The sequence below is a fragment of the Mesorhizobium sp. M4B.F.Ca.ET.017.02.2.1 genome (assembly GCF_003998955.1).
Lineage (GTDB): Bacteria > Pseudomonadota > Alphaproteobacteria > Rhizobiales > Rhizobiaceae > Mesorhizobium > Mesorhizobium abyssinicae.
The window spans coordinates 14548-30047 of record NZ_RZOF01000037.1; the positions used below are offsets into that span (position 1 = coordinate 14548).

The following is a 15500-nucleotide window of genomic DNA, read 5'->3' on the forward strand; positions in this document are numbered from 1 at the left end:
GAGAAGAATGTGAGCGTCAGCCGTCTTCGAACGCGCAGTCTACACATCTCGTGACCTTTCCTTCGCCCGGGCGCATGCTGCGCGAAACTCCTCAACCTCTTCCTCCGTCAGATGCTCGATGCCGATAAAGTCGTTCTTGCCCTGGCCGGAGCGGATCAACTCATCGAGCTTTGCCTGGATGGCGGCGCCATCGCGGTTCTGTGTGTTCTGAATCAGGAACACCATCAGAAAGGTGACGATGGTGGTTCCGGTGTTGATGACCAGTTGCCAGGTCTCGGAGTATTGAAACACAGGGCCTGTGGCCGCCCAGGTCAAAACCGATCCCAAGCAAAGAGCGAACGCCCACGGCCTACCTGTTGCGTGAGCGACTGCTTCCGCCATTCGATTGAACCTCTTTTCCATGACACAAACCTTGGATGATGATGCGCAACCAACGTTGGTTTAGGGCACCAGTTCCCACCGATCAGGATCGCGATTTCCGGCAACTTTTGCGCGCTTGCCGAGTTTGTAGGAGCGGCCGGTACTTTGCCGTCCAGTCGAAACCATTCTTGGTGAAGAAACGCGTCTCCCGTCAGCGTCCTTGATCACCTGGGTGCGGTAGCCGTAGAATTTGACCTCGTGTGACCAGCCCTCACCCTTGGGCGGTTGCTCACCAGCTCGGGCTCCATCGGACGGATGAAGGACAACCGGGCCTTGCCGGCAAGATTACAATACGAACTCCAACGCAAAACTCGATTTGATTCAATATCGCACGCCCGTGCGTTCCGTTAGCGTTTGCTGAAGGTCGTCGGAACATTCCGGCACGGTTGCTGTTCTCTTTCAATTAGGAGGAACAGCCATGGCAGACGACAGAAGCAAGACCGATTTTCGAGACCGCGACCGGGTATCGGGAGACGAGGAATATGAAGTTGGCTATCTTGCGAGCAAGTTCCAACTCACGATCCCAGAGGCCCGCGAATTGATTGCCAAACACGGCAATGACCGCGAGACGCTTGAGCGGGAGGCGAAGAAGCTGGGTGAGCAACAAAATTGACCAACTTTCCGGCCAATCAGGGTCAAGCGATAGCCCGGTCTGCTTAAATCGAGGTGACACAGGATTCCGCAGGCCGGGCCATGCACCGACATCGAGGAGGTGCCGAGCCGGGACAGTGTCTCTAGGCAGGCCGCATGGCGAAAACTGCATTAGCATCCGCTTTTGCTTCGTCTCGTTGTCATCTTCTCTCACTTGGCCCAGCAGCGGACGCCGCGGCCATCCCCTTCGCCCGTATTTCATCAGCGATCTCGAAATGGAGCTCGGAGCCTCATTTTGGGGGGACTTGCGAGTCATTTGGCGAGAACCGGATAGCCCGGCTGCTCAGCAGCATGACAGAGTGACACGATCGGGTGCCGGGCTATCCAATAAAGCCCGTTGCAGGGGTTGGTTGGCAACGGGCTTTTCGACATGGTTCAACGCGTGATAGGCGGCGCGGTTCCCCTGACAATTTTAGGCTGGGGCGAATGATATTAATGTCCATTTAAGGGGTGCCTCCCCCCGTGACACCGCGCCTGTCTGGACAAGTCGCATTGCGTTCGTTTTCAGCCACGCCCTCTGAGGTGCCCTGCCTGATGACCGGTGCGACATCGATCACCCGCTCGCCGACTCGGAGGTCGGCAGGCAGGAATGGTGCGGGCGCAAGGGCGGCCAAGGCAGATTCCAAATCACGCGAAATATAAGTTCGAAATTATAAGGACAAAGCTGGCGAATATCGCGTTCGCTTCAAGTACAACAGCGAGGTATATTCTCGACCGAGAGCTACTCAAGCAAATCCAGCGCTCAGAACGCCATCGACTCGATCAAGAAAAATGGCCCGAGTGCGCCGGTGGCAATTCCGAAGCTGAGCATATTGGCTTCGGAACGAGCTTCGGATCGGCACTAGCACTTGTTGCGCTAGGGCAAGTGAGGCCCTCAGCTCCTAAGGCAATCTTCGGCAAATAAACTTCACTAGGCGCAAGCGCACTGGAGCAAAACACTCCCGTACACTGCGGTGGGCAATTGTGCCGCGACGGTTGATCTTCGTCACCGCTGCCGCAATCGGAGCCTTCGCTGCTGAGACGGTCATTCTGCATAGTGACCGCTTGCCCGACCTGACCCCTTCGAACTGGATCGGGCCGAAGCCCGCCTCCATGACCGGCGTCGCGTCCGTCATTGACGGTGACACAATCGAGATCCGCGGCCAGCGAATTCGGTTCAACGGGATCGACGCACCAGAGAGCAAGCAATATTGCGACGACGCCACGGGGTTCGAATACCAGTGCGGCCGACGATCCGCCGAAGCGCTGGATAGTTTCCTGACCGCCTCGCGGCCGGTGCAGTGCACTTTCGTGACTTGGGATCGCTATCACCGCGTCGTCGGCGACTGCCGGCGCGCCGACGGCGCCAGCGTGGCGGCGTGGATGGTAGAGCATGGCCAGGCGCTCGATTGGCCGCGCTACAGCAACGGCGCCTACGCGCCGCAGCAGGCCAAGGCCAAGGCGGCGAAGGTCGGTTTATGGGTCGGCAAATTCGACGCGCCTTGGGACTGGCGCGCCTCGCATGGCGACGTTGCTGCGCCGTCGAGCCAGCCGCTCGGCATCATCGGTCGCAAGCTGGTCGCGCAAAGCGGCGGCCTTTCGTGCGAACCCCGGCGGTACTGCTCGCAAATCAGCTCCTGCGAAGACGCCCAATGGTACCTGCACAACTGTGCGTGGGGCCGCAAGCTGGATAGGGATGGTGACGGGGTAGCGTGCGAGACGCTTTGCTAAGGAGGGGTTCATGGATGATTAGTTTTACAACCGCGTCGGCGGCGATCGTATTTCTTCGCGGCAGATCGACGAGTTGATCGGGCTGGCGCGCGGCGTCGCCCCGGACGGAACTATCGACAAGGCCGAAGTCGAGTTCCTTCAAAAGTGGCTGGCCGCCAATGTCGAGATTAGCGATCAGCCGATCGTCCGGACCTTGTACCGACGGGTCAATGAAATGCTCGCGGACGGCGTGCTCGATTTCGATGAACACACCGAACTTCTCGATACGTTGAACGGCTTCTCGAACCGAGATTTCGAACTCGGAGAAGTGAAGCCCACCACCCTGCCCCTTTGCAATCCGCCTCCGCATTTGACCTTTGAAGGCCGGACGTACTGCTTCACCGGGACGTTCAATTATGGCCAGCGAAAAATGCTGCGAGCAGGCCATAGCGGATCGTGGCGGCCGCGCTGGCAGCTTGACGCAAAAAACCGACGTGCTCGTGATCGGGGCCTATGCCACCGAGTCTTGGAAGCACTCATCGTTTGGCGACAAGATTTCAAAGCCACCGCCTGGCGCGACGAGGGGTGCCAATCTCGATTGTCGCCGAGAGCCACTGGGTCGGTTTTCTCTGACTTCATCCGTTAGTTAGGCAAGGTCTCATTACCATCAGCACCCTATTCGACCGAGGTGGAACGATGCGACACAATGCGTTCAGCGATTCGATCCAGCTGTTTCGGCGATTTGCGTGCCGTTCGATTACGAGCATGATTACGCTCGCAGTTGGAACGGCAGTTGGGTGCACCTCAATAGACTACCAGAAGCTCAACACCGGCCAAATATCTGGCAGCCTGTTCGTCATGTGGGTCGGCGAGGGCAACAGTTCCGGCGACGGGAATTTCCTGTTTGTGCCCGACCCTCATGATCCCTTGATCTTCCATCGGGCGGATCCGGCGACTCCTGGAAGCACGATCAGGCCGGGTCTCATGTACACCGATGGCGGCTCGATCCCGAAGATCGCGCAAGTCTTCAAGGGTCTCTCCCCATGGGGCTACGCTCCGGCGTACATGATCCACGACTGGATCTTCATCGCGCATCACTGCATCGTCGACGGCAGCACCGAAAAGAGGTTCGACCAAGTCCGTGGGGTCGACTTCGACGACTCCGCTGCGATCCTCGGCGAGGCAATCAAGGCGTTGATCGCGACGCGCGAGGTCGCGCCGAACGATATTGCCCCCAGCGCCATCACTGCAGCCGTGGGAAGCGCGATCGCCAAGAACCTTTGGGACGAGAAGGGAGCCTGTAAGTCGCTACAGGTCAGCGCGAAAGATATTGCATCCGCAGAGGCGGCGATACCGGGCTCGACATCCAAAGCTCAGAACCTGAGGACCTTCCAAATACCAGAAACCGTCGCGCCGGCGGTCCGAGCAGTGGGGCCCGCGAAGATCATAGCACGTCTGTCCTTCTGACCTGAGCGTCGAGCCAACCCATGGCGGGCCGCCGTACGGCGACCGACCGTATCGGTTAGAGTCCTCAGTTGGCACGGCAGACGAAGTGTCTGTTTTCCAGACGCTTCCGAAGCGACTATTTAGCCGAATGAAGGAGCAAAACGCACGGTCGGCTTAGTCGAACCGTGCCCAAACCTGCGGTCGAACCATCTTGCGTTTAGCCGGCACCAGTTCGCCGTCCGTCTGCCCGATCTCATTGCATTGAGGGACGGTCAATTCTTCCCCGATTGCGGCGATAAGGGCAAACACGCGGGCACGCACTCGCGGAGGAAGTCGAACAAGGCGCTCGATCAGGCGTCGACCTTCTGCGCTGGCAATGAAGCCAATGCGCTCATCGGTTCGTAGACGTGAAGCCTCATGGCCGCTCTTAGCATTCTCCGGGAGGCCTTCGAAAAAACGGCTGACGGGGACGCCTAGCGACCTGCCAATCTCGTAGATCATGGACGCGCTCACCCGGTTCCTTGCGTTCTCGTATTTTTGGAGCTGTTGAAAGGTGATGCCTATCGATCGGGCGAGCTGAGCCTGTGATACGTCCGACTGCACGCGAACCATTGCGATCTGTCTGCCGACATGCACATCGGCCGGGTGAGGGTCACGCCCGGCCTTTGGCTTTTGCGCCGCCAGGGACTCGCTAGAGCGTTTCTGTTTCAACAACAACTTTCGAAACTCCAACAGGTCATTGGATAAAAAATCCGTCGCAGTCGGAACCTCGTCCTTTGTGGAGGGCGTCAGCCGAATTTGCGCACAAGCGGCGGGACTATCCTGCCTGAGCATCCAGATATTTCGATCCCGGTACCGAAGGCACGCGAGCGGCTTGCGAAACCTTCAAGAATATTTCGCGCCACGTGTCCGGCGGCGGGGACGGGAACCAATTTTCCCGTTTCGGCTCCCGTGCGTTCATTTACCTCGCCGATCACGACCGGCAGAAGGTCTATGCCTTCGAGCGTTCCATTCGCATCATAGCGGCAAGCCGCGACAATGCTCTGCCAGACCTCCGGAGGATCCCATTCGCCCTCGTCCGGATGGACGTGAAACAGGAAATTTCCGAGACCGTAGAAGATGGGCGAGCCGTTGTAGATTTCCACCGCCTGAAGAACCGGGGCGCCGTGGCTGACGAAGAGGCCTGCGCCAGCCTCGATGCATGTGCGGGCAAAGGTTTGCACCCAGCGCGGCACGTCCTGCCAACCCGGTTCCCAATGGTGGTGGTGCAGATACGCGATCACAAAATCGCGTTGCGCAGCCGCCTGCCGGATCGCCGAGAAATGAATATTCGCGCTCTGCTGATCGATCTCGATCAAGCGGCTGAAATCGGCAGCCTGCGTGAACACGGTTCCGTAGAAATTCAGCTCCTTCCCTCTCGTTAGCTCCGGCGGATCTTCCGGTTGCGCGTAGTTGGTGAGTTCAAGGTGCGAGCTTTGCAACTGATCGCCAAGCCTTGCCAGCCTTCGGAAGTGCCCGTCCGGCACCCCAATCTTTCGAACGGTTTTCAGCCGGTTGACGCCAGGCCGAGCCGGACGGGAAGCGGTGCCGTTCTCGGCGTACATGTTGGCCGGGCCTGGGCCTGCGTCTATCGCAAGAAGGGAAACCTGGCGGGCGCCCAGATGGCGATGGCCGAGTTTCGCGGCATGGGTCTCGTCGATGCCAACCCCAGCATGCAGGAAGCCGCGCGCTTCGACCTCCTCCAGTGTGGCGAGAACGCCGGAAGCACCGAGATCGAATGCGTGGTTGTTCGCCAGGGCAAGCGCGTTGAAACCTATATCCTGCAATGCATCCAGCACTTCGGCCCTGGAATAGCCGAAGTACCTGCCTTTGGTCGGCCAACCACCATGCTTGCCGAGGATCGTCGATTCGAAATTGGTGAAGACGACATCACCTTGCTGTAAGAAGCGTACAACCGCCGCGAACTGTTCGTCTTGAACATGGCGGATGTCATGCGTGATCAATGACTGGCCGGTTACGACCGCGCAAAATGGGTCTTTCATGGAACTCGCCTCACAGTCGTGAAGGGTCGGGCGCCGACGTTCGGTCAGCACCACATTGGAGTCGCCGCCGATCGCCGGGCTATTTTGGCAGGGCCGGAGAAATGTCCGTCTTGAACCACTTCAGACTCAACGCCTTGATGGTGCCATCCTTAGTGGCAGCTTCGAGCGCCGCATTGAACTTGGTGAGCAGTTCGGTGTCGTCTTTGCGCATGCCAGCGCCAACACCCGGACCCCAGAGACCACCATTCAGCTCCGGTCCGAAAAACACCGCAACCGACCCACCGGGCGCCTCCAGGAAATCGCGCCATGTGAAATAGTCGGCGAGGCCGCCATCGACGCGCCCCGCGGTAAGGTCGAGCTTCAAATTGTCGAGACTGTCATAGCTGCGAATGGTCACGACATCGCCGAGGAGTTGCTTCACAACAGCCTCGGAGTTCGATGAACGAAGGACACCAATCGTTTTGCCGCTGAGGGTCGATCTGAGCTGGTCGATGGTTGCCTTCTCTTTGTCTCCAGCCTTGGAAAGATTGACTTTCGCTTTGGTGTCGCCGGTATCGAGCCCGAGCTCTTTGCGCACGACGAACTGGTTGTAGCCGCTGGCGTAGGGGCTGGAGAATGCGATCTGCTGCTTGCGCTTCTCCGTGATCGCCATTCCCGACATGATGACGTCGTATTTCCCGACCAGCAACGCGGGAATGATCCCGTCCCAATCCTGCGCCACGAAGGTGCATTTGATTTTGATGCGATTGCACAACTCGAGACCGACATCGACATCGTAGCCGTAAAGCTTGCCATCCGCGCCTGTCCCGTCCCAGGGCGGCGACGCCCCTTCGGTGGCGATCGATATCGTTCGCTCGCTTTCGGCACGTGTGGGCAAGGCGGCGAGCAAGGAAGCAACAGAAATGGTAATAGCCAGGGACATGCGCATAGAGTACCACTTTCTTCTGGTTTGGGTGGGAAAGCAGCCGTAGGGCTGCGGCGTCACGGCACGAGTGTCGTGATCTCGTGATCAGGCAAGCCCGGACAGGGCCGCGCTTTGCGTCTGTGCTTTGGAGTGCCCTCGGTCGAAAGCCGCCGTTCCAGGAACTGGGTGGCTTTCACCGCGAGAGTCGTGAGCACGAGATAGATTGCTCCTGCGACGATGAATATCTCGTAGGGCGCGAAGGTGGCCGACACCATCTGTCTCGCCATGCCGGTTATCTCAAGCAGCGTTACCGTGCTTGCCAGCGACGAGCCCTTGATCATCCCCACGACCTCGTTTCCGTAAGCGGGAAGCGAAATCCGGAAAGCGATCGGAAAGGTGACAAGGCGGGCGATCTGCAGGCGTTTCAGCCCAAGCGCCTTGGCGGCCTCAACGATACCGGTCGGCACGGACTGGAGACCGCGGCACAGGATTTCGGTCGTGTGCGCCGCGCTGTTTAGCGAAAATGTGAACAGGGCGCACCAGAGAGGGTCTTTAAGGATCACCCAGAAGACGCTGGCGCGCACAGCCTCGATCTGGCTCAAACCATAATAGAGCAGGAAGAGCTGAACCAGCATCGGCGTACCGCGGATTACATAGGTGTAGGCCAGCACCGCGAATGAGAGGCTCGGTCGTCCAAACGCGCGGGCGAACGCCAGTGGCACCGACAGAAGAAATCCAGCAGTCAGCGACAGGCCTGTCAGGGTCAAGGTGAGACCGATGCCTGAGGGCAATACCAGCAAGGCGTCGAACATCAGGCCGAGGTTCATGTCGACACCTTCCTATCGACTGAACGCGGGATAGCGCCGCTCCGCCAACCGGATCGACAGCAAGGTGATCGTCGTCAGGGAGAGATAGAACGAGGATGCTGCAAGGTAGAAGGTCAACGGCGCGCGCAAGGATCCGGCGCCGACATAGGCAACGCGCATGATGTCGGTCAGGCCCACGACAGAGACCAGCGCCGTGTCCTTAAAGAGCGATATCCAAAGATTGCCATAGGCGGGCAGCGCCAGCCTTAGCATTTGTGGACCCACGATGAACAACCACCGCTGCCAGGAATTCAGGCCAAGCGACTTCGCTGCTTCGGTCTGCCCCGCTGGCACCGCCGCAATCGCACCGCGGAAGACTTCGGTCGCATAGCCACTGAAGACAACAGTCAGCGCGATGACCCCAGCGGTGAAAGCGTTCACCTCGACATACCTGCCAGCGACCTTGCTGGCGAAGGTGGTTCCACCGAAATAGATGAGAAGGATTATGAGGAGCTCTGGAACACCGCGAACCACGGTCGTGTAAGCCGTCACGACACTTCTGAAACGGGCTGCAGACGTGCCTTTCGAGATAGCCAACAGCAGGCCGAATACGGTGCCTAGGAACCCACTAACAAGAGCAAGGCCGACGGTAACCATGAAAGCCGCAGCAAATTGAGCAGAAAATCCGCCCATGAGACTCTTCCATCAATTCGCAATTTCGCAATGTATGCCACGTCTTGCCGCGACACACCTCTGGCCGATAGCCTAAGATTTGCAAAATCTACTAAGGGATATTCTGCAACGGTTTTGCAGGATTGACCCTAAATTACCGAGCTAACCTATTCATTCAATCTATAATTTTCAGAATTATGCCTATAACAAATGATTATACGGGCAGCTCCTCTCTCGACGCTCTGAAAAGTTAGGAGCGATGGAATTGGCATAGGAGCGCGTGCTGGATCGACCTCAGCGCCCTCGCCTCAAGGAATTCCGCTAACCGCCCCTGCCGCGGCGGAAAGATACCTATTGTAGTCGAGCCAGCTTTGGTTAGGGCTCGTTGTCAGGCTCGACCAATTCAACGTGGCCGACACCCAGGGCTTGGGCCAGTTCATAAAGCGTGATTACGGTCGGATTCCTTCGGCCACGTTCCAGGCCGCTGAGATATTGCTGACTGAAGCCGGAACGCGCTTCCACCTCTTCCTGGGTCAGGCCTTTCTCTCGACGCAGGCGGGCGAAGTTCCGGCCGACCAATTTGCGCATATCCATGCGCACGAAGATCGCGATTTACATACTTTGAGTTTATCAACTATAATATGTAAATCATTGATCTGAGAGAGATCTCAGCGTGTAGGCGGCATGAACCGGAGAACGAAGTCGGCCCAGAGATCGCGTCGGTTTCATTTTCAGGGTTGTGTGCGTGGTCTCCACACCCTCATCGGCCAACTCAATCGCCTCGCGACCGGTGAAGGGCTCTCGAGAAAAGGGCGCAAAATGGAGTTGCTGCAAAGCGGCTTGAAGCTCCGACAACTGCAGGTCTTTCGTCAGGTGTTGCGGACCGGATCGACGAGACAGGCAGCTGCTGCGCTCGGGATAAGCCAACCTGCGGTCAGCCAGCACGTGAAGCAGCTCGAGGCCGCCCTCGGCATCGCTCTCTTTGAAAGATCGACCAACCGCATCATTCCGTCGAGGAAAGCCTGGGAGCTCCTGCGCAACGTGGAATTGGCCCTGACTTCCATGGACCGCCTGGAAGCGTCGATCTTCGCGATCAAGAACGACGAGAAGCAGCGGATCGCAATTGCCGCACCCGCCGTTTTCGGTTTCGTGACGTTGCCGAAGGTCGTAGCGACTATCCGATCGAAGACGGCTTCAAGTGTCCGGTCAATTTCGGGAAACTACGAGCAGGTGGGTGAGCATATCCTGTCGGGGCGGGCAGATCTTGGAATCTCGAGGTTGCCCTTGGATCCCCGGCTGTTTGAATGGGCGCCAATCGGGTCGGCACGCAACGTGTGCATCTTCCACTCCAAGCACCGTTTCTCGAAAAAATCATGTGTCGAGGCACACGACCTGGAGGGGGAACAGATCGTCGACATCGACCCCCAGTTTGCGTCGCATCAAATGAATTTCAACGCGTTGCGCTTCGCTGGGGTCGAGCCAGACATACTGGTGGAATACGATTGCAATGGCTACGAAGTCGGCTTCGTCTCGGCCGGTCTCGGCGTTTCCATCACCAACGAAATCATCGCCCGCGAATATGCAGCGTTCGAGCTGGAGGCAAAGCCGGTGGAGCCCTCCGCCCTCTATCACTACGTTGCGGTCTGGCAAAAAGGCAGGGTCTTCTCCAACGTGTTGGAAGTCTCTCTCGAGGCAATCCTGTCCGCCTTTCAACCGGCGGCGGAAAGCGGACCTACCGTTCTCCCGATACACGCCACTGCCCGCGCTGCTGACCGTTCCTCCTAACGGCTCCGGACTAACCCTTCCGCTCATGCTTTGCCTTCGCGAAACCGCGATCCGTCGCGATGAAACGCTTGAGCATGGGCACGATCAAGCGCAGGGGATCGGTGGAGGATTGCCCCGTTTCGCGTCCGAGAATTTCGGCATATCGGATCAGGTCGCGATGCAGCGGCGCCGGAAGCTCGATTGTGACTTTGACAGGTTTGTCCTCGGCGATGGGGCCGAGTTTCAGCTCGGCCATTTCAGCCTCCGTATGGTTGGAGCACAAGATCGCGGGTGACGATAACGCGCACGGGAAAACCCGGGCGAATGTCGAGCGTCGGCGCTATCTGGAGCTGGCGCTGGACGATCTGCTGGCCAACCTGGCTGACGCTGTCGGAAGCGCCGCTGCGCAAGGCGCGCACGATATCGCTCTCCTGGCCAGACGAGCCGGCCTCCGCCCCGACGCTGAGGATGGTGGAAAGTGCTGCCGCCTTGAACAACTCGCGCCAGTGATAGTCGACGCCATCCTCGAGGCCTGCATAGCCCTGACCGTCCGCGCCAGGCTGACGCTCCAAAACAATCGAACGGCCGTCCGGGAAAATCAGCCTGTTCCAGACAAGCAGCACACGTTTTTGCCCGAACCCCACGCCGCTGTCGTATTGGCCGATCACTCTGGTGCCTTGGGGGATCAGAAGCGAGCGCCCTGTCGGGCTGTCGTAAACGTTCTGCGTCACCTGGGCGGTGATTTGACCGGGCAGGTCCGAACGGATACCGGTTACGAGGGCAGCCGGGATCACGGCTCCTGCCTGAAGCACATAAGGTGAAGCCGGTGGCACGACGCGTTCGGGCGCGACGGTGTTGCGGTCGGCGGCTCCACTCAGGAAGGCAAGTTGGCGGTCCTGCTGCGTTTGTCCGGCAGGAGCCAGACCGGCGAGATCCTGCGTGGCGATATTTGTCTGATGTTCCGTCGTTGCGTCGGCGGCAGCCCCGGTCTGGAAGAAGACCTGCGATGTTCGTGCCGCCTCTTCTTCCGCCCGCCGTCGTTGTTCGGCCTCGTCAACAGTGGGCGTCGCGATAGCCGGCGTGACAACGGGCTGCCCCTTGTTCTGGGCGTCGAGGATCGGACGGCCGAGATCTCCGGGCAACGGCGGCCCAAGTATCGGGCCGGTATAGTCGCGTGGCAGGTTGGCCAGCCCATCAGCCGGTTGCCGGTTGGAAGTCGAGAAGAGTTCCTCGCCATGGGGGTCTGTCTCGCGCGTCTGCAGGGCGTATATCAGTGCGCCGCCAATGCCGAGCGATGTGATGAAGGCGACGCCGGCGAGCACCTTGCGCGACAGCCGGGTCACTCGCGGCGGCTCGGCGCGAAGCCGCATGGGAGCGGCCGCCGTTTCGTTCTCGTTCATGGCTGCTCCCCTCCCCTTTGCCTCGGTGGATTGGTGACTTTCGACGCTGAATTCGAGGTCGGCATCCAAGGGAATCGATCCTTCTTGATCCCGTCGGTTCGGACGATCCTCACGGTCTGTTGTCGTTTGCCGCTGCCGAGACGCAGTTCGGCCGCGCCGAAGAGACGGTCGACAATCAGAATGTTTTGGAAGACCCGACTGTTGACGATCTGGGCTTCGCCGTCCGGGCCGATGACGAAGATCGGCGGCATCTCGCCCTGTACGATTCCGCGCGGGAACTCGACGTAGACGCGCCTGCCGTCGTCATAGACGGTGACGGGCTTCCACGGCGGCGTGTCACCTGTCAGACCATAGCGGTAGTTGCGCTGGACGGTGTCCGGGATCATCGGCGTGGCGGGAACAACCTGCCGCCGATCGGTTGGCTGCGCCGGGTAGGCCCATGCCACGGCCGGCATGTAAGGCTTTTCGCCTGCCCGCAGCTCGATCATGTAGCTTCGCCGGTCGGTGGTGACGACGAGATTGGTGGTGATGTCTGCGCGCGAGGGCTTCACCAGCACATGGACGCGCCGGGTTAGGCCCGACCCGCTTTCGGTATCGCCGATGATCCAGCGCGCGGTGTCTCCCGCCGCAATCGGGCCGCTGCCAGTCAGGTTCTCGCCGGGCTCAAGAGCGATGTCTGTTATCTGCCCGGGTGCGGCATAGACCTGGTAGAGAGCCCCTTCGCTCCAGGGATATATCTGGATGGCGTTGTAGTATCCCTCGCGTCGCGGCTGGACGCGCGCGGCCGCGTTGGCGTTCTCGACGCGCGCGGTCGGTGTATCGCCAGCCGCCCCTCCCATCGTTGGTGTCCAGCCCGGCGGAATGTGTGGCGGCTTGGGTTTCTGTTCGGCGGGTCCTGGCGGGGCGGGTGGCAGCGGCGGCACGTAGGAATCATAGCCAATCTGCGGCGGTCTCTGGAGCTTGGCACAGCTGGTGAGTACCAACCCCGAAAGGAGGGCCGAGGCGAGTACAGATCCAGCGAGGCTCATTGGCTCATCTCCCGCGACCAGTTGATGGCGTTGACGTAGATGCCGAGCGGGTTCACCCGAAGCCGTTCGGTGTCATGCGGCGGCTGGACCACGATTGTGAGGATCGCGGTCCAGTGCTCCGTGGTGGACAACTGACCGCTTTCGTAACGACGCTCGGTCCAGGCGACGCGGAAGGAATCCGCGGAGGCACGGATGACCGAAGAGACCTCGACCGCCACCTGCTGCTTGCCGACTTTGGAAAAGGGGTCGTTTGCGCGGGCATAATCATTGAGCGCCGCTGCACCTTGGTCGGTCGTCCACTCGTAGGCGCGCAGCCAATCCTGGCGCACGATGATCGGGTCGGCCGGGATCGATCGGACCTGCTCGACGAAGCGGGCGAGGTGCCAGGCGATTTGCGGGTCGGTTGGCTTGTAGTCGGCAGTCGCCGGCGCGACCGTTTGCCCCTGTCCGAGCGCATCGACCTGGACCACCCACGGCACCACCGATCCCCGCGCTGACATCCACACGACCGAGCAGGCGAGGCCAGCCGAGAGGATCAGCGACCCGAAGGCCATGTACCGCCAGTTCCTGGCTTGCACGCGCGCAGAGCCGATGCGCTCGTCCCAAATCTGCGACGCCTTCTGATAGGGCGTCTCCGGTTGAGCTGATTTGCCATAGTGGACGGCGGGTCGTCGAAAAATGTTCATTGGTCATTTGCCTTCGGAGAGAGAAATCGATGTGCCGCTGCCGTGGGCTTCGCCGGCACGCACGGCATGCGCTGTGGTCTGGACGCCATGAGAGAGTTGCTGCGATCGCTGCAAACGTTTGGCCCAGTCCGGCGGGCCGTTGGCCACTCTGCCCGCCTGGCCATCGCGGCCGAACGACAGATCGCTAGCTGCACCGACCCCGCCTCCGACGGTCCCCAGGGTCGATGAGCCACCGGTGGCCTCGACGGCCGAATTGACCCCGGAAGCGAAGCTCGACTTCATGGATTGGCTGGCGCGCGCGGCGGCGCGCTTGAGCGGCGAGACAGCAGCGGACACGCCAGCGCCTGCAACTCCGCCCAGCCCGGAGGCGATGCCCGCGGCGCCAGTCTGGCCGGCGGAACCGAGAGTATAGGCGGCAGACGCACCGCCTGCGAGAGATGAACCGCTCCGTGCCGCCAATGGCGCTGCAGACAACGCCGAACTTCCGCCGCGCATCGCGATACCAGCAATTCCGCCGGCGACGAGCGCCATGCCGCCTGCCCCGAGACCTGTTCCAACGGCCGCTCCCGCCCCAAGCTGCGGTCCGCCGGAGACAAGACCGTTGGCAATGCCGGGACCGAAGATACCGAGCCCAAGCAGTGACAGCGCCGCCAGCACGATCGCCATCGCCTGGTCGATTGTTGGGTTCTCGCCGCCGAAGCCCTGGGTGAACTCGCCAAACAGCGTCGAGCCGATGCCGATGACGACGGCAAGCACAAGCACCTTGATGCCCGATGAGATGACGTTGCCAAGCACGCGTTCGGCCATGAAGGCTGTCTTGCCGAAGAGACCGAAGGGGATGAGAACGAAGCCGGCCAGCGTCGACAGCTTGAACTCGACCAGGGTGACGAAGAGCTGCACGGCCAGGATGAAGAAGGCGAGCAGGACGAGCGCCCAGGCGAAGAGCAGGCAGGCGATCTGGATGAAATTCTCGAAGAAGGACACGTAGCCCATCAACCCTGAGATCGCCTCAAGCAGGGGTCGCCCCGCATCAAGTCCAGTTTGCGCGACCTTGCCTGGACGAAGCAGGTCCTGGACCGAAAACCCGGTGCCGCTCGCCTTCAGGCCAAGCCCGGAAAAGCTTTCGAAGACGATCCGGGCGAGATCGTTCCAGTTGGAAATCAGGTAGGCGAAGACACCAACAAACAGCGTCTTCTTGACCAGCCGCGCGAGAATGTCGTCATCGGCACCCCAACTCCAGAAGAGGGCGGCGAGCGTCACGTCAATGACGATCAGCGTGGTGGCTACGAAGGCAACTTCGCCACCAAGCAGGCCGAACCCACTGTCTATGTAGCGGGTGAAGGTGGCGAGGAATTGGTCGATGACGCCGGTGTTGCCCATGCCTATCGCGCCTCCGGCGAGGTCGCATCTTTCGGCGGCGCGCTGACCGGCCCGGAAGCGGAGGTCGCAAACGGCGATTTGGACCCGAGGAACCGGTCGCGCTGTTCGGCCCACAAGCGCAAGCAACCGCTGTCACGCAAAGCGACCTCACCCAATATCTGGCAGCGGCGCAGACCCTCGGGGGGCGGGGTCGGCGCCAAAGCGGCAGGCAACTGAGGAGCAGCATCGTGCGGCCTTTCCTCCTTGCGGGTCATCTCGAGCGCGGTCGCCGTAACGGCGACCGCGACGAAGATGACAGCGACGACGCGGGCGAGTGACTTGCCATCCACGTTCAGAACCTCAGCGATTGAACATTGCAGCATTGCCGGCCTGGTAGCCGGAGCCGGGAGTGAGGAAGCGACGGCGCTGCTCGCGGCCCTGGTCGGCGGCGGCGGCACGTTCGGCTTCGGTCAACGCCTGGGCGCGACCGTTGGCGGCGACAACGGCGGTGAGGTCCGCGAGCTGCTGGGCCTGCAGCGCGAGGAGCTGGTTGCCGGCTTGCGTCGCCTGCAGCGCGCCGGTCGCTGATTGGCTGGCGCCGACAAGCCCCGACATCTGCGTGCGATTGGTGTC

The 15500-nt window shown here is 60.4% G+C and carries 18 protein-coding genes and 2 pseudogenes; 6 read left to right on the forward strand and 14 right to left on the reverse strand.

Features of this window, described 5'->3' with window-relative positions:
• Positions 1–39: 39 nt before the first annotated feature.
• The gene (locus EN738_RS07525) at positions 40–402 is read right to left on the reverse strand and encodes a low affinity iron permease family protein (protein ID WP_127283158.1); all 363 of its coding nucleotides are present in this window, start codon (positions 400–402) and stop codon (positions 40–42) included.
• Positions 403–838: 436 nt separating this feature from the next.
• Between EN738_RS07525 and EN738_RS07530 the strand changes: the two genes are divergently transcribed.
• The 5 genes and pseudogenes from EN738_RS07530 to EN738_RS07550 all read left to right on the forward strand — a co-directional run bounded on the left by EN738_RS07530 (position 839) and on the right by EN738_RS07550 (position 4227).
• Positions 839–1033, forward strand: a complete 195-nt coding sequence (locus tag EN738_RS07530) for a DUF3606 domain-containing protein (protein WP_127283159.1) — start codon at positions 839–841, stop codon at positions 1031–1033.
• Between the two features lie 689 nt (positions 1034–1722).
• A pseudogene (locus tag EN738_RS07535) lies at positions 1723–1916 on the forward strand (DUF1508 domain-containing protein); the annotation flags it as partial.
• A gap of 130 nt (positions 1917–2046) precedes the next feature.
• Positions 2047–2781: a thermonuclease family protein gene (locus EN738_RS07540; protein WP_245478333.1), complete on the forward strand. Its 735-nt coding sequence runs from the start codon at positions 2047–2049 to the stop codon at positions 2779–2781.
• Positions 2782–2854: 73 nt separating this feature from the next.
• On the forward strand, positions 2855–3406 hold the full coding sequence (locus EN738_RS07545) for a hypothetical protein (RefSeq protein WP_210212309.1): 552 nt from the start codon (positions 2855–2857) through the stop codon (positions 3404–3406).
• 50 nt (positions 3407–3456) lie between these two features.
• Entirely contained in the window at positions 3457–4227 is a 771-nt protein-coding gene (locus EN738_RS07550) for a hypothetical protein (RefSeq protein WP_127283161.1), read from the forward strand.
• A gap of 153 nt (positions 4228–4380) precedes the next feature.
• Here the strand turns inward: EN738_RS07550 and EN738_RS07555 are convergent, their stop codons facing one another.
• The 6 genes from EN738_RS07555 to EN738_RS07580 all read right to left on the reverse strand — a co-directional run bounded on the left by EN738_RS07555 (position 4381) and on the right by EN738_RS07580 (position 9224).
• Positions 4381–5040, reverse strand: coding sequence for a helix-turn-helix transcriptional regulator (locus EN738_RS07555; RefSeq protein ID WP_127283162.1), 660 nt, complete (start codon positions 5038–5040; stop codon positions 4381–4383).
• Entirely contained in the window at positions 4995–6248 is a 1254-nt protein-coding gene (locus EN738_RS07560; RefSeq protein ID WP_127283163.1) for a CapA family protein, read from the reverse strand. Before EN738_RS07560 ends, EN738_RS07555 begins: the two co-directional genes overlap by 46 nt.
• Positions 6249–6327: 79 nt before the next feature.
• Positions 6328–7170 (reverse strand): transporter substrate-binding domain-containing protein, encoded by an 843-nt coding sequence (locus EN738_RS07565; RefSeq protein WP_189605777.1) that lies wholly within the window; start codon positions 7168–7170, stop codon positions 6328–6330.
• A 59-nt stretch (positions 7171–7229) separates the two neighbouring features.
• Positions 7230–7979, reverse strand: coding sequence for an ABC transporter permease subunit (locus EN738_RS07570; RefSeq protein WP_127283165.1), 750 nt, complete (start codon positions 7977–7979; stop codon positions 7230–7232).
• Positions 7980–7991: 12 nt separating this feature from the next.
• A complete protein-coding gene (locus tag EN738_RS07575; protein ID WP_127283166.1) occupies positions 7992–8651 on the reverse strand; it encodes an ABC transporter permease subunit in 660 nt (219 codons plus the stop codon).
• A gap of 354 nt (positions 8652–9005) precedes the next feature.
• Positions 9006–9224 (reverse strand): helix-turn-helix transcriptional regulator, encoded by a 219-nt coding sequence (locus EN738_RS07580; protein WP_127283167.1) that lies wholly within the window; start codon positions 9222–9224, stop codon positions 9006–9008.
• Between the two features lie 225 nt (positions 9225–9449).
• Here EN738_RS07580 and EN738_RS07585 point away from each other — a divergent pair, with 225 nt between their 5' ends.
• Entirely contained in the window at positions 9450–10415 is a 966-nt protein-coding gene (locus EN738_RS07585; protein WP_127283168.1) for a LysR family transcriptional regulator, read from the forward strand.
• A gap of 10 nt (positions 10416–10425) precedes the next feature.
• Here EN738_RS07585 and EN738_RS07590 read toward each other — a convergent pair whose 3' ends face one another.
• From EN738_RS07590 to EN738_RS07620, 7 genes and pseudogenes are all read right to left on the reverse strand, one after another.
• Positions 10426–10650 carry a DUF2274 domain-containing protein gene (locus EN738_RS07590; protein ID WP_127283169.1) on the reverse strand — a complete coding sequence of 75 codons (225 nt, stop codon included), beginning with the start codon at positions 10648–10650 and terminating at the stop codon, positions 10426–10428.
• A 1-nt stretch (position 10651) separates the two neighbouring features.
• On the reverse strand, positions 10652–11794 hold the full coding sequence (locus EN738_RS07595) for a TrbI/VirB10 family protein (protein ID WP_127283176.1): 1143 nt from the start codon (positions 11792–11794) through the stop codon (positions 10652–10654).
• The gene (gene trbG / locus EN738_RS07600; protein ID WP_127283170.1) at positions 11791–12822 is read right to left on the reverse strand and encodes a P-type conjugative transfer protein TrbG; all 1032 of its coding nucleotides are present in this window, start codon (positions 12820–12822) and stop codon (positions 11791–11793) included. The genes EN738_RS07595 and trbG overlap by 4 nt, the downstream gene beginning before the upstream one ends.
• Complete coding sequence (gene trbF / locus EN738_RS07605; protein ID WP_127283171.1) at positions 12819–13508, reverse strand: conjugal transfer protein TrbF; 690 nt, start codon at positions 13506–13508, stop codon at positions 12819–12821. Before trbF ends, trbG begins: the two co-directional genes overlap by 4 nt.
• A 3-nt stretch (positions 13509–13511) precedes the next feature.
• Positions 13512–14888: a P-type conjugative transfer protein TrbL gene (trbL, locus tag EN738_RS07610; RefSeq protein WP_127283172.1), complete on the reverse strand. Its 1377-nt coding sequence runs from the start codon at positions 14886–14888 to the stop codon at positions 13512–13514.
• Positions 14889–14890: 2 nt separating this feature from the next.
• Complete coding sequence (gene trbK-alt / locus EN738_RS07615; protein WP_127283177.1) at positions 14891–15217, reverse strand: putative entry exclusion protein TrbK-alt; 327 nt, start codon at positions 15215–15217, stop codon at positions 14891–14893.
• A 10-nt stretch (positions 15218–15227) separates the two neighbouring features.
• A pseudogene (locus tag EN738_RS07620) lies at positions 15228–15500 on the reverse strand (P-type conjugative transfer protein TrbJ); the annotation flags it as partial.

Coding starts and splice junctions, on each gene's coding strand:
- EN738_RS07525 (WP_127283158.1), bottom strand. CDS start 402: ATGGAAAAGAGGTTCAATCGAATGGCGGAAGCAGTCGCTCACGCAACA.
- EN738_RS07530 (WP_127283159.1), top strand. CDS start 839: ATGGCAGACGACAGAAGCAAGACCGATTTTCGAGACCGCGACCGGGTA.
- EN738_RS07550 (WP_127283161.1), top strand. CDS start 3,457: ATGCGACACAATGCGTTCAGCGATTCGATCCAGCTGTTTCGGCGATTT.
- EN738_RS07555 (WP_127283162.1), bottom strand. CDS start 5,040: ATGCTCAGGCAGGATAGTCCCGCCGCTTGTGCGCAAATTCGGCTGACG.
- EN738_RS07560 (WP_127283163.1), bottom strand. CDS start 6,248: ATGAAAGACCCATTTTGCGCGGTCGTAACCGGCCAGTCATTGATCACG.
- EN738_RS07565 (WP_189605777.1), bottom strand. CDS start 7,170: ATGTCCCTGGCTATTACCATTTCTGTTGCTTCCTTGCTCGCCGCCTTG.
- EN738_RS07570 (WP_127283165.1), bottom strand. CDS start 7,979: ATGAACCTCGGCCTGATGTTCGACGCCTTGCTGGTATTGCCCTCAGGC.
- EN738_RS07575 (WP_127283166.1), bottom strand. CDS start 8,651: ATGGGCGGATTTTCTGCTCAATTTGCTGCGGCTTTCATGGTTACCGTC.
- EN738_RS07580 (WP_127283167.1), bottom strand. CDS start 9,224: ATGGATATGCGCAAATTGGTCGGCCGGAACTTCGCCCGCCTGCGTCGA.
- EN738_RS07585 (WP_127283168.1), top strand. CDS start 9,450: ATGGAGTTGCTGCAAAGCGGCTTGAAGCTCCGACAACTGCAGGTCTTT.
- EN738_RS07590 (WP_127283169.1), bottom strand. CDS start 10,650: ATGGCCGAGCTGAAACTCGGCCCCATCGCCGAGGACAAACCTGTCAAA.
- EN738_RS07595 (WP_127283176.1), bottom strand. CDS start 11,794: ATGAACGAGAACGAAACGGCGGCCGCTCCCATGCGGCTTCGCGCCGAG.
- trbG (WP_127283170.1), bottom strand. CDS start 12,822: ATGAGCCTCGCTGGATCTGTACTCGCCTCGGCCCTCCTTTCGGGGTTG.
- trbF (WP_127283171.1), bottom strand. CDS start 13,508: ATGAACATTTTTCGACGACCCGCCGTCCACTATGGCAAATCAGCTCAA.
- trbL (WP_127283172.1), bottom strand. CDS start 14,888: ATGGGCAACACCGGCGTCATCGACCAATTCCTCGCCACCTTCACCCGC.